The sequence below is a fragment of the Bradyrhizobium sp. USDA 4451 genome (assembly GCF_054822585.1).
Genome location: NZ_JBTRCH010000001.1, coordinates 4,707,813 through 4,721,390 on the forward strand (window position 1 = coordinate 4,707,813; position 13,578 = coordinate 4,721,390).

The window sequence follows — 13,578 nt, forward strand, 5'->3', positions numbered from 1 at the left end:
AAGCAAAATAATACCTGGAGGAAACGATGAGCGTGCAATCGCCATCGCGCGGCGTTGCTGTCCCTGCGGCATCATCTCGCCCGGCTGCAATGTTTGCGAAACCGAGCCAGGAGCAGATCGTGCTCCTGATCACCATCGCGCTTCTTGTCGTATTCGGCCTGACGCTGAACGGCTTTGCCACCGTCTCCAATCTCCTGAATCTGCTGCGAAGTATTTCGATCCTCGGCGTGCTCGGGCTCGGCATGGGGCTGATCGTGATCAGCCGCGGCATCGACCTTTCCGAGGTCGCGATCATGGCGGGTTCCTGGGCAATCGCGCTGATCTACATGCAGAACGGCATGCCTGTTTTCACGGCAGTGCTGCTGGCGCTGGCGATCGCGGTGCTGATCGGCGTCGTCAACGGCGTGATGGTCGCCTTCGTCGAGGCACCGGCGCTGTTCGTGACGCTGGCCGCCGGCTTCGTGATCTATGGGCTCGCGTTCTGGATCGCGCCGGCCTGGGTGGTCTACGCGCCGAAGGATGCACCGGGCCTGATGTATCTCGGCGCCGGACGGCTGTTCGGCATCCCGGTTCCGATCCTGGTGTTCACGGTCGCGGCGATCGCGATGCATTTGTTCCTGTCGCGCACCTCGATCGGCCGCTTCATCTATGCGCAGGGCGACAATCCCGAGGCCGCGCGGCTGACCGGCATTCCGCTGCGGCCGCTGATCGTGCTGGAGCACGTGCTGGTTGCGCTGCTCGCCTGGATTGCAGGCCTGGTCTGGGTCGGCACGACAGGCAGCATGCAGATGGCGATCACGCAGGGGACCATGATCTTCGACGTCGTGCTGGTCGTCGTGATCGGCGGCATCAGCCTGATCGGCGGCCGCGGCAGCGTGTTCAGCGTGGTGGTCGGCTGCATCCTGATCGGCACGCTGCTCAACGCCTTCACCATCATGGATGTCAACAGCGAGGTGCAGAATATCATCAAGGGCGTGGTGCTGCTCGCCGCCATCGTGCTCGACAATTGGCTGCATCCCCGCGACGAGGAGACCGCGCGACAGGGCGACTGAGACAACTCGACTGAGCGCGCCCCTCGCTCCAATCAAAAACAAATCCCAATCAATCAAAAAGCATTTCTTGTGGAGGAGACGATGAAGACGACCAAGTTCTGGACGATCCTGCTCGCCGGTGTGGCGGTTGCCGCGATGCCATTCGCGGCATCGGCGCAGGAGGAGGGCACCAAGGCCGGGCGCGAATTGCGCGCCGCCTACGACAAGTCGCTGCAGGGCAAGACCATCGCCTATCTGCCGATCGCGCTCGGCGTGCCGCTGTCGGACGAATGGGGCCGCGTGGTGCAGGAAGAGGCCGCGTGGCGCGGCATGAAATACGTCGTGCGCGATCCCAACAACAATCCGTCGGCCATGCAGCAGGCGCTGACCGCGCTTGTCGACCAGAAGCCCGATGTGCTGATCGTGCAGAACCCGAGCGTGACCTTGCTGATGAAGGATCTGAAGCGCGCCGAGAGCCAGGGCACGCATGTGATCCAGGTCAACATGGCCTCGAACTACAAGTCGGGCGCCTTCGTCGGCGTCGACTGGCGCGAGATCGGCAGGATGCTCGCCAACGAGACCGTCAAGGCCTGCGGCACCGGTTCCGGCAAGTCGGGCAAGGTGCAGATCGTGCAGGGCGAACTGACCGCGGCCGCCAGCGTCGATCAGGTCGGCGCCATCATGGATGTCCTGAACAAGGATCCCAACATCAAGGTGGTGTCGAACCAGGCGGCAAACTGGGACGCCAACACCGCGCTCAACATCACCGCGACCGTGATCCAGCAGCATCCCGATCTCTGCGCCTCGATCGGCTTCTGGGGCATCATGGAGTCGGGCGCCGCGCAGGCGATCCGCAATGCCGGCAAGATCGACGACGTCAAGGTGTTCGCTTCCGGCGAGGGCTCGCAGCTTGATTGCGACCAGGTCAACTCCGGGAATTTCAGCAAATTCCTCAGCTACAAGGCGACCGAGCAGGGCCACGACCTGATGTTCGCGGCCGAGACCCTGCTGATGTCCAGCGACAAGCCGGGTACGAAAAACCTGTCCTATTACACGCGGCCGATCTGGCTCGACAAGTCGAACGCCTCCGGCGCCAACTGTTTCGCGCTACCCAAGAAAAACTAACAAGGCGCGGGGCAGCCGGCGCGGGGGGGCATTCCCGCGCCGGCTGATCAAAGCACGATCCGGAAAACCGGGAGCCGGTTTTCCGCAAGATCATGCCCAATCAAGAAGAGTGGTTGACGATGTCGATGGCTGTCGATTCCCTTGCCGCATCGGTGCGGCGGTTCTCACCCCGGCTGCTGCTGTCGGAGCTGTTGCTGAAACAGTGGTTCGAGCCGGTCGTGCCCTTCACCGTGATGATCGGGCTGTGGGCCTATTTCGCGCTCACCATTCCCGACTACGCCTCGGTGCAGAACTCGGTATCGCTGCTGCGGCTGTTCGCCGAATTCGGTTTCGTCGCGCTGGCGATGGGCTTCTGCCTCGTCACCGGCGGCATCGATCTGTCGGTCGGCGCGATCTTCGCGCTGTGCAATTTCGCCGCGCTGTATTTCCTGCTGGTGCGCGAATGGCCGGTCGGCCTTGCGGTGCCGGCGACGCTCCTGGTCGGCGCGCTGCTCGGCAGCATCAACGGCTTCCTGATCGGCTTCCTGAAGACGCGGGGCCGTTCCTGACGACGCTGGTGACGCTGATCATCCTGCGCGCCTCGGTCAACCTGCTCAACACCTCTTACGCCCAGGTGTTCGCGACCAACTCGATCGACAGCGACGCCTGGGACTTCGTCGGGGGCGGCAGCGTGCTCGGCATCCCCGTCAACGCGGCGACGCTGTTCGTGGTGCTCTTGATCTGCCACATCTTCCTGTCGCGCTCGCGCTATGGCTGGCATCTCACGGCGATCGGCGCCAGCCGCAAGGCGGCGCGCCATGCCGGCATCCGCGTCCGGTTGATGCTGTTCATGACCTATGTGCTGTCGGGCACGCTGTGCGCGGCGAGCGGCATCTTCTACGCGGCACGGCAGGCCTCGACGGATTCCACCACCGGCGTCGGCTGGGAATTCCAGGCGCTCACCGCCGTGGTGCTCGGCGGCGTGTCGCTGGCCGGCGGCAAGGGCACGGTGTGGCGGGCGATGATCGGCGCACTGATCATCTTCCTCCTCATCAACGGCCTGGTGCGGATGGGCATCCCGGGCTACGTCACCTCGGCGGTGACCGGCATGATCCTGCTCGCCGCCGTCGGCATCGACGTCAAATGGTCGAAGAACCGCGGCAAGGCGATCCAGAAGATCTATGTCAATCCGGCCTTCGTGCCGCTGGCCTCGGCGCCGGCGGTGCAGCCCGGCGCGGCGTCGCCCTACGCGCAGAACGACCGGCTGATCAACGCGCAGGCGATCGGCGTCGACCAGGTCGAAGGGCCCGAGGATGTCATCCTCGATCGCCAGGGCCGGCTCTACGGCTCGACCCGCGACGGCAATGTGATCCGCTTCTCCGGGCCGAACTTCGAGACCCGCGAGGTGTTCGCCCATATCGGCGGCCGGCCGCTCGGCATGCAGTTCGACCGCGACGAGAACCTGATCGTCGCCGTGGCCGGCATGGGCGTCTACGGCGTCGCGCCCGACGGCCGCATCTTCAAGGTCACCGACGAGACCAACCGCACCTGGTACAAGCTGAACGACGACAGCCGCCTGCGCATGGCTGACGATCTCGACATCGCGCCCGACGGCAAGATCTATTTCAGCGACTGCACCACACGCTACGAGATGACCACCAACACCCTCGACATCCTCGAGGGCCGGCCGAACGGCCGCGTGGTCTGTTACGACCCCGCGACCAGGACCACGCGGACGGTGATCAACCACTTCTATTTCCCGAACGGGATCTGCGTCTCCCATGACGGCAAGTCGATCCTGATCGCGTCGACCTCGCTGTGCAAGGTGTTCCGGCACTGGATCGAGGGCCCGAACAAGGGCAAGACCGAGGTGCTGATCGACGAGCTGCCGGGCAACCCTGATAACATCAACCGTGCCTCCGACGGCACCTATTGGCTGGCGCTCGTCGGTATCCGCACGCCGACCTTCGATCTGTCGTGCCGCAAGCCCGGATTCCGGCTGCGCATGGTCAAGCAGGTGCCGACCGACGAGTGGCTGGCACCGGCGCTCAACCATGGCTGCGTACTCAAGTTCAACGAGCAGGGCGAGGCGCTGGAATCCTGGTGGGACCCGACCGGCATCTCGCATTCGACCCTGACCTCGATGCGCGAGCACAAGGGCTACCTCTATCTCGGCGGGCTCGAGAACAACCGGATCGGCCGCATCAAGCTCGACGGCGTCGACGACAGCTGGACCGGCCACGACGCGTATTGGGGCGCAAAGAGCAGGGTGACGACATAATGGGATTCTTCGATCATCTGCTGCGCGACATCCGCAGCGTCATCGACCGCGACGGCGGCCAGAATGCGATCCCGCCGCTCGACGGTGCGCTTAGCCCGAACGACCGGCTCGATTCCGCTGTGCCGATCGGCGAGCCGCTGCCCGGCGTCGACGACGTCATCGCCGCCGGCGACGATGCGGTCTATGTGTCCGCCGGCCGGCGGGTGCTGAAGCTCAGCGGCGCGGATTTCTCGACACGCACGCTCGTTGCCGAGTTCGAGGACGATGCCGGCGGGCTCGCATTGCATCCGGACGGCCGCCTGCTGGTGTGCGTCGCGGGCAGGGGCCTTGCCGCGATCGATCAGGCCAAGCCCGCGCCGCGCTGGCTGGAGTCGGCCGGCGGCAGCGCGCTCACAGGATTGCTGTCCGTCACAGCCGCACCCGATGGCCGCATCTATGCCGTCGAAGGCAGTGTCGGCCGCCGGCCGAGCGAGTGGCGGCACGATCTGATGGAGAAACGCGCCGCTGGCCGCCTGATCAGCTGCGGCGCCGGTCTCGACAATCCGCAGGTGCTGCTGCGCGATCTGCCGTACCCCTATGGCGTGATGGTGTCTGCGGACGGCAACAGCCTGTGGCTCACCGAGAGCTGGGCGCATCGGCACAGCCGGTTCGCGCTCGGCGGCAACGGCCTTGGTTCGCGCGAGTTCGTCGCGACCAACATGCCGGGCTATCCGGCGCGGCTGCATTCGGACGGCCATGGCGGTCTGCTGCTCGGCATGTTCGCCCGCCGCACCCATCTGATCGAGTTCGTGCTCAAGGAAGACGATTTCCGCGAGGAGATGATGGCGACGATGCCGCCCGACTACTGGGTGGCGCCGGCACTGGCCGGCGGCAGCGATTGCCTGGAGCCGATGCAGATCGGCAGCGTCAAGGCGCTCGGCATCCAGAAGCCGTGGGCGCCGCCGCGCTCCTACGGCCTGCTGGTGCATCTCGACGCCGAAGGCGATGCGGTCGACAGCCTGCATAGCCGCGCCGGCGGCCGCTTTCACGGCATCACCGCCGCCTGCGCCACGCCCGCCGGCATCGTGATCGCCGCGCGCGGCGCGGGGCGCCTGCTGCGCTACACGGGAGACCTGCGATGAATGACGGTGTGATGCAGGCAACGCCCGCGCCTCAATCGGCAACCCGCGAGCCGGTACTGCGGATCTCGAACGGCTCCAAGATCTATGGCGGCGTCCACGCCATCGAGGGCGTCAACTTCGATCTCTATCCCGGCGAGGTGCATGCGCTGGTCGGCGAGAACGGCGCCGGCAAGTCGACGCTGTGCAAGGCGATCGCCGGCGCGATCAACCTGACCTCCGGCGACTATCTGCTCGACGGCAAGCCCGCCAATTTCGAGCAGCCGCGCGACGCGCTCAATGCCGGCATCTGCATGGTCTATCAGGAGACCAGCCTGGTGCCGACGATGACCGCGGCGCAGAACATCGAGCTCGGCAACGAGAAGCTCTTGACGCGTTTCCGGACGCTGAACATCCAGGCCCAGCAGCTGTTGCAGTCGCTCAATTTCCATGTCGATCCGGCGACGCCCGTGGCGCTGCTCGGCACCGCCAAGAAGCAGATGGTGGAGATCGCCCGCGCAATCTACAACAAGGCCCGCATCATCATCTTCGACGAGCCGACCGCCTCGCTGACGCCGGAGGAGATCGTCCACTTTTTCCACCTGGTGCGCGACCTGCGTGCCCGCGGCGTCTCGATCATCTATATCTCGCATGCGCTGGAAGAGTCGCTGCAGATCGCAGACCGCATTACCGTGCTGCGCGACGGCAAGCTGGTGATTACGGCGCCCGCCAGGCAGCTGACGCGTGATGCGCTGGTGCAGCACATGGTCGGCCGCGAGGTGGCGCAGGCGGTCTATGGCGGCAAGGCCAAGACCCATCAGCGCCGCGAGAAGGTCTTGACGGTCGAGAACGTCACCATGGGCATGGCGGTCAAGAACATGTCGTTCTCGGTCTATGCCGGCGAGGTGGTCGGCATCGCCGGCCTGATCGGCTCCGGCCGCACCGAGATCGCCAAGATCGTGTACGGCGCGCTGAAGCGCAATCTGGTCAATGGCGGCACCATCCGGCTGCGCGGCAAACCGATCCGCTACCGCGTGCCGCGGCAGGCGATCAACGACGGCATCGCCTACATCACCGAGGACCGCAAGGCCAACGGCTTCTTCGAGACCATGGTGGTCGACGACAACGTCTATATCGGCAGCCTTGCCACGCGAAAGGGCTGGAGCTTCCTGCTGTCGCGCGCCAGGCGCAGCAAGCTCGCCAACTATTGGGTCGACCGGCTGAAGATCAGCGCGTTGCAGCGCAAGGCGCGGATCATCGAACTATCCGGCGGCAACCAGCAGAAGGTGGTGCTGGCCAAGACGCTGGTGCAGGAACCCTCGATCATCTTCTTCGACGAGCCGACGCGTGGCGTCGATGTCGGCACCATCCCGCACATCCACGGCGAAATCCGTCGCCTCGCCGACGAGGGCAAGGCGGTGGTGGTGATCTCGTCCTACCTGCCGGAGATCCTCGCCGTCTCCGACCGCATCCTGGTCGCCCGCACCGGCCGCATCGTCGCCGAGTTCGACGCGGCGGATGCGACCCAGGACAAGATCCTGTACGCCGCGGTGCATTGAAGGCCGCAACACTCGGCCTTTCCCCATCGTCATTCCCCGGTGCGCAATTGCGCACTTGAGAGCGTGCGAAGCACGAGCCCGGAAACCGTTCGGCCGCGCATGATGCGGCCTGATGGATTCCGGGCTCAGCCCTTCGGGCTGCCCCGGAATGACGAGTGGATGGTGCCAGTCGCCCCATATTCGGCGTCGTCCCTGCCTAGTGCGCAATTGCGCACGGGAGCAGGGACGACAGCTGGGGGCGCGGCCCATCCCGCCCTTGACAATTATTTTAAGTATAAAATAATATGCCGTATCGGCCGAAGGGAGGATGCCTGCCCGGCCGCCGAAGCCAACGGGAGAACGCCATGCGGATCGTGTGCATTGGAGGCGGGCCGGCCGGGCTTTATTTCGGCATCCTGATGAAGATGCTGGACCCCACCCACGTGATTTCCGTGGTCGAGCGCAACCGGCCCTACGACACGTTCGGCTTCGGCGTGGTGTTCTCGGATGCGACCATGGACAACATGCGCAAATGGGATCCGGTCACATCAGACACGATCGAACAGGCCTTCAACCATTGGGACGACATCGAGGTCCTGATCAAGGGCCGCCGTATGCGCACCACCGGACACGGCTTCGTCGGCATCGGCCGCAAGCGGTTGCTCAACATCCTGCAGGCGCGGGCCGAGGAGCTCGGGGTCGAACTGATCTTCGAGCGCGAGGTGAATTCCGATCTCGAATTCCCTGACGCGGACCTGATCGTGGCGTGCGACGGCGTCAACTCGAAGATCCGCGCCAAGTACGTCGAGGCGTTCCAGCCCGATATGCTGATGCGGCCGAACCGCTACATTTGGCTCGGCACCAACCGGCCGTTCGATGCCTTCACCTTCGACTTCCGCAAGACCGAGCATGGCTGGTTCCAGGCGCACATCTACAAGTTCGAGGAGGGTGCGGCGACCTTCATCGTCGAGACCACCGAGGAGGCCTATCTCGCGCACGGCCTCGACAAGATGGAGCAGGGCGATTCCATCGCGTTCTGCGAGAACGTGTTCAGTGAAATCCTCGAGGGGCACCATCTGGTCTCCAACGCGCGGCATCTGCGCGGTTCAGCCTGGCTGTCATTCCCGCGGCTGATCTGCGGCAAGTGGACCACGTTCAACGGCAATAGCCATGTCGTGCTGATGGGCGATGCCGCCCACACCGCGCATTTCGCGATCGGCTCGGGCACCAAGCTGGCGCTGGAGGATGCGATCGAGCTCACCAACCAGTTCAAGATCCACGGCGCGACCAAGGACAGCATTCCCGGCGTGCTGAAGGCTTACGAGGAGCTGCGCCGGGTCGACGTGGCGCGGATCCAGAATGCCGCACGCAACGCCATGGAGTGGTTCGAGGTGGTCGGCTCGCGCTATGCCGACACGCTGGAGCCCGAGCAGTTCATGTATTCGCTGCTGACCCGCTCGCAGCGCATCAGCCACGAGAACCTAAGGCTGCGCGACAAGACCTGGCTCGAAGGCTACGAGCGCTGGTTCGCGGAGCGCAACGGCGTGCCCGCCACCAACGACCGCGTCACGCCGCCGATGCTGACGCCGTTTCGGATCCGCGGCCTGTCGCTGAATAACCGGATCATCGTCTCGCCGATGGCGATGTATTCGGCCGAGGAGGGCGTGCCGAACGATTTCCATCTGGTGCATTTCGGCTCCCGCGCGCTCGGCGGTGCCGGCCTGCTGTTCACCGAGATGACGTGCGTCTCGCCGGAGGCGCGGATCACACCCGGCTGCTGCGGCCTGTGGAACGAGGAGCAGGCGGCCGCCTACAAGCGCATCGTCGACTTCGTGCATCGTAATTCAAATGCGAAGATCGGCATCCAGCTCGGCCACGCCGGCCGCAAGGGCTCGACCCGCGTCGCCTGGGAGGGCATGGACGAGCCCTTGCCCGACCACAACTGGCCGCTGGTGTCGGCCTCGTCAGTGCCATATCTGCCCGACGGCCAGATCCCGGAGCCAATGAGCCGCGCCGAGATGGACGAGGTGCGCGAGCAGTTCGTCGCGGCGGCGAAGCGCGCCGCGAGTGCGGGTTTCGACATTCTGGAGCTGCACTGCGCCCACGGCTATCTGCTGTCGAGCTTCCTGTCGCCGCTGACCAACCGCCGCAGCGACGACTATGGCGGATCGATCGAGAACCGCGCGCGTTATCCGCTGGAGGTGTTCCGCGCCGTTCGCGCAGTGTGGCCGGAGGCCAAGCCGATGTCGGTGCGCCTGTCCTGTCACGACTGGGCCGAGGGCGGCAACACGCCCGAGGATGCGCTGGCTTTCGCAAAGCTGTTCAAGGCAGCCGGCGCCGACCTGATCGATTGCTCCTCGGGGCAGGTCTGGGCCGACGATCATCCGGTCTATGGCCGGCTCTACCAGACGCCGTTCGCCGACAAGATCCGCAACGAGGTCGGCATCGCCACCATCGCGGTCGGCGCGATCTCGGAGGCGGACCACGCCAACTCGATCATCGCCGCCGGCCGCGCCGATCTCTGCGCCCTCGCCCGGCCGCATCTCGCCGATCCCGCCTGGACGCTGCATGAGGCCGCCAAGATCGGCGTCAAACAGATCGCCTGGCCGAAGCAGTATCTGTCGGGCAAGGCGCAATACGAGGCCAATCTCGAACGCGCCGCAGCGGGAGGCAAGGCATGACACGATTCTGGCCCAACGCCCATGCGCTGGTCACCGGTGCCGGTTCCGGCATCGGCGCCGCGACGGCGATCGCGCTGGCGAAGGCCGGCGTGCGCGTCAGCATCGCCGGACGCCGGATCGACGCGCTGAAGGCGACAGCGGCGTCGCTCGACAAGCATGCGGGCGCCGTCGCTTCGATCGACGTGACGGATGAATCTGCTGTGACCAAAGGTGTCGCGCAGATCGAGGCCGAGGCCGGCCCGATCGATATCCTCGTCAACAATGCCGGCAAGGCCGGCAGCGCGCCGTTCGACAAGACCAGCGCGGCGCTGTGGGCCGACATGCTGGCGAGCAATCTCTCCAGCGTGTTCCTGGTGACGCAGGCCGTGCTGCCCGGAATGGCGCAGCGCGGCCGCGGCCGGGTGATCAACGTGGCCTCGACCGCGGGTCTCACCGGCTATGCCTATGTCTCGGCCTATGTCGCCGCCAAGCACGGCGTCATCGGGCTGACGCGCTCGTTGGCGCTGGAATATGCCCGGCGCGGCGTCACCGTGAATGCGGTCTGCCCAGGTTACACCGACACACCGCTGGTGGCGGACGCCGCCGCCAATATCGTCGCCAAGACCGGGCGCAGTGAACAGGAAGCCCGCGCCGCGCTCGCCAAAGTCAATCCGATGCAGCGGCTGGTGACGCCGGAAGAGGTCGCCGACAGCATCCTCTGGCTTGCCTCCGAGGGCGCATCGTCAATCAACGGACAAGCCGTCGCGGTTGCCGGCGGCGAAGTCTTTACCGGGTGAAGGAAGCCATCATGTCCGAGATGAAAGCAAAGCTCCGTCCGTTCAGGGATTATTCCGCAAAGCACTTCCGCTGGTCGACCGACGCGAGCGGTCGCGTTGCGACCATCACGCTGAACCGGCCGGACAAGAAGAACCCGCTGACCTTCGAGTCCTACGAGGAGCTGCGCGAACTCTTCACCAACCTCAAATATGCCTCCGATGTCCGCGCCATCGTGCTGACCGGCGCCGAGGGCAATTTCTGCTCCGGCGGCGACGTGTTCGAGATCATCGAGCCGTTGACACGGATGGCGATGCCGGACCTGCTCGCCTTCACCCGGATGACCGGCGAGGTGGTGCGCGCGATGCGCAAATGTCCGCAGATCATCGTCGCCGCGATCGACGGCATCTGCGCCGGCGCGGGCGCAATGCTGGCGCTGGCATCCGACCTGCGGCTGGCGACGCCCCAGGCCAAGACCGCCTTCCTGTTCACCCGCGTCGGCCTTGCCGGCGCAGACATGGGCGCCTGCGGATTGTTGCCGCGGGTGATCGGGCAGGGCCATGCCGCCGATCTGCTCTATACGGGCCGCGCGATGAGCGCCGACGAAGGTTTTGCGTGGGGCTTCCACAACCGCCTGGTGCCGCCGGCGGAGCTTGCCGCCGCCGCGCAGGAATTGGCGCGCTCGCTTGCGGACGGGCCGTGGTTCGCGCATGGCGTGACGAAAACGATGTTCAACCAGGAATGGGCGATGGGCGTCGACGAGATGATCGAGTCCGAAGCGCAGGCGCAGGCGATCTGCATGGTGACCGGCGATTTCCGCCGCGCCTTCGAGGCCTTCGCCGCCAAGCGGAAACCCGCCTTCGAGGGCAATTGAGATGATCGAGATCCTGCAACCGGAAGGGTGGTCGAAGCCGATCGGCTACGCCAACGGCATGGCCGCGCGCGGCAAACAGATCTTTATCGCCGGCCAGATCGGCTGGAACGGACAATGCGTGTTCGAGACCGACGATCTCGTGGCGCAGATCGGCCAGACCCTGCGCAACATCGTCGCGGTTGCCGCCGCCGGCGGCGCCGGGCCGGAGCACATCGTGTCGATGACCTGGTTTCTGCTCGACCGCAAGGAATATTCCGCGCGGCTGAAGGAGATCGGCACGGTCTATCGCGACGTGATCGGCCGGCGCTTTCCGGCGATGACCGCGATCCAGGTTGCCGGCCTGATCGAGGACCGCGCCAAGGTGGAAATCCAGGCAATTGCGGTGGTGCCGGATTGATGAGAGCGCCGCGATTGCCAAACCCGTCATCCTGAGGAGCGCGGAACGCGCGTCTCGAAGGATGCACGGCCCGGCTGGTGGCCGTCGACCCTTCGAGACGCCGCGCAAGCGCGGCTCCTCAGGGTGACGGGGAAAGAAAGGAATCCGCTGAGCCGATGTTAATCCTAAGGCGAACCGGCACGGCTCAACCGAGGGGCAAGGCCACAAACCCGCTTGCGGCCGGGCAACGGGCCATGCGACCCTAGGCCAAGCGTAAAACGTCCTGTTGTGAGTGGAGTAAGGGACGATGAAGGCGATTATCGTCGGAGGCGGAATCGGAGGCCTCACCACTGCGTTGATGCTGCGCTCGCGCGGCATTGCTTGCGAGCTGTACGAGCAGTCGGAGACGATCCGCGAACTCGGCGTCGGCATCAACACGCTGCCGCATGCGATCCGCGAGCTGGCAGGACTCGGTCTGCTCGACAAGCTCGACGAGGTCGCGATCCGCACCTTTGAGCTGTTCTATCTGACGCGGCATGGCCAGCAGGTCTGGCACGAGAAGCGCGGCCTCGATGCCGGCCACGAGGTGCCGCAATTTTCGATCCATCGTGGCCGCCTGCAAGGCGTGATCCATCAAGCGGTGATCGAGCGGCTCGGCACCGACGCGATCCGCACCGGCTGTCGGCTCGGCTCCTTCACGCAGGACGAGGGCGGCGTCTCGGCGTATTTCTTCGATCGCAGCGGGGCGCATGTGCACACGGCGCGCGGCGACATCCTGATCGGCGCCGACGGCATCCACTCCAAGGTGCGGCAAACGCTGTTTCCGGACGAGGGCGGGCCGTGCTGGAACGGGCTGATGCTGTGGCGCGGCGCCACCGACTGGCCGGCGTTCCTGACCGGACGTTCGATGATCATCGCCGGCGGGCTGAACGCCAAGGCCGTGATCTATCCGATCGCACCGGGTTCGAGCCCGGCGAGCCGTCTCACCAACTGGGCGGTGCTGGTGCGGATCGGCGACGGCACCTCGCCGCCGCCGCGCCGCGAAGGCTGGTCCAATCTCGGCCGGCGCGAGGAGATGATGCCCTATGTCGCCGGTTTCACGATCCCGCAGGTCGACTTCGCCGGCCTGATCAACGCAACGCCGGAGTTCTGGGAGTATCCGTGCTGCGACCGCGATCCCTTGCCCTATTGGTCGAGCGGCCGGGTCACGCTGCTCGGTGATGCCGCGCATCCGATGTATCCGGTGGGCTCGAACGGCGCCTCGCAGGCCATTCTCGATGCGCGCTGCCTCGCCGACATGCTGGCGCGATCGGAGCATCCGCGCCAGGCGCTGGCGGCCTATGAGCGGCAGCGGCTGCCGATGACCGCCGACATCGTCGCCTCCAACCGCCGCGGCGGGCCGGAGGGCGTGATCGACGCCGTCGAGCAGCTCGCGCCGCAGGGCTTCACCGACGTCGACACCATCCTCAACTACGAGGCGCGCGAGGCGATCGTGCGCGGCTACGCCGCCAAGGCCGGTTTCGCCGCGCGCGTGGTGGCGCGGCAGTAGGGACGCCGGAACGAGCAGCCTCGGAGCAGCGACTGCTACTCTTCGTAGTGAGGAGGCAATGTCCAACCCGTCACCCTGATGAGCGCGAAGCGCATCTCGAAGGGTCGACGGCCACCGGCGGGGCCGTGCATCCTTCGAGACGCCGCTTCGCGGCTCCTCAGGATGACGGAGAGGAGCTGGCTTTGCCGCGCGCGTGGTGGCTCGGCAGTAGGGACGCCGGAACGAGAGCAGCCTCGGAGCAGGAGCTGCCACCCCTCGTGGTGAGCGGCAACGTCCGATCCATCACCCTGAGAG

The 13,578-nt window shown here is 65.7% G+C and carries 11 protein-coding genes; all 11 read left to right on the forward strand.

The features are described 5' to 3' along the window. The first annotated feature begins 119 nt into the window (after positions 1–119). The 11 genes from ACVMB0_RS21595 (at position 120) to ACVMB0_RS21645 (ending at position 13,284) form a co-directional block, all read left to right on the forward strand. Positions 120–1,052 carry an ABC transporter permease gene (locus ACVMB0_RS21595; protein ID WP_456755677.1) on the forward strand — a complete coding sequence of 311 codons (933 nt, stop codon included), beginning with the start codon at positions 120–122 and terminating at the stop codon, positions 1,050–1,052. A gap of 81 nt (positions 1,053–1,133) precedes the next feature. Continuing rightward, entirely contained in the window at positions 1,134–2,156 is a 1,023-nt protein-coding gene (locus ACVMB0_RS21600; protein ID WP_461347596.1) for a sugar ABC transporter substrate-binding protein, read from the forward strand. A 125-nt stretch (positions 2,157–2,281) separates the two neighbouring features. After that, entirely contained in the window at positions 2,282–2,704 is a 423-nt protein-coding gene (locus ACVMB0_RS21605; protein WP_461347597.1) for an ABC transporter permease, read from the forward strand. A gap of 8 nt (positions 2,705–2,712) precedes the next feature. Beyond that, on the forward strand, positions 2,713–4,416 hold the full coding sequence (locus tag ACVMB0_RS21610; RefSeq protein ID WP_461347598.1) for an ABC transporter permease: 1,704 nt from the start codon (positions 2,713–2,715) through the stop codon (positions 4,414–4,416). Next, complete coding sequence (locus ACVMB0_RS21615; protein ID WP_461347599.1) at positions 4,416–5,537, forward strand: SMP-30/gluconolactonase/LRE family protein; 1,122 nt, start codon at positions 4,416–4,418, stop codon at positions 5,535–5,537. The genes ACVMB0_RS21610 and ACVMB0_RS21615 overlap by 1 nt, the downstream gene beginning before the upstream one ends. After that, entirely contained in the window at positions 5,534–7,072 is a 1,539-nt protein-coding gene (locus ACVMB0_RS21620; protein ID WP_461347600.1) for a sugar ABC transporter ATP-binding protein, read from the forward strand. Before ACVMB0_RS21615 ends, ACVMB0_RS21620 begins: the two co-directional genes overlap by 4 nt. A gap of 344 nt (positions 7,073–7,416) precedes the next feature. After that, a complete protein-coding gene (locus ACVMB0_RS21625; protein ID WP_461347601.1) occupies positions 7,417–9,732 on the forward strand; it encodes a bifunctional salicylyl-CoA 5-hydroxylase/oxidoreductase in 2,316 nt (771 codons plus the stop codon). Next, positions 9,729–10,508: an SDR family NAD(P)-dependent oxidoreductase gene (locus tag ACVMB0_RS21630; protein WP_461347602.1), complete on the forward strand. Its 780-nt coding sequence runs from the start codon at positions 9,729–9,731 to the stop codon at positions 10,506–10,508. Before ACVMB0_RS21625 ends, ACVMB0_RS21630 begins: the two co-directional genes overlap by 4 nt. 11 nt (positions 10,509–10,519) lie before the next feature. Then, on the forward strand, positions 10,520–11,359 hold the full coding sequence (locus tag ACVMB0_RS21635; RefSeq protein ID WP_461347603.1) for an enoyl-CoA hydratase family protein: 840 nt from the start codon (positions 10,520–10,522) through the stop codon (positions 11,357–11,359). 1 nt (position 11,360) lies between these two features. Beyond that, entirely contained in the window at positions 11,361–11,756 is a 396-nt protein-coding gene (locus tag ACVMB0_RS21640) for a RidA family protein (RefSeq protein ID WP_456755669.1), read from the forward strand. Between the two features lie 286 nt (positions 11,757–12,042). Continuing rightward, positions 12,043–13,284, forward strand: coding sequence for a flavin-dependent oxidoreductase (locus tag ACVMB0_RS21645; protein ID WP_461347604.1), 1,242 nt, complete (start codon positions 12,043–12,045; stop codon positions 13,282–13,284). Positions 13,285–13,578 lie beyond the last annotated feature (294 nt).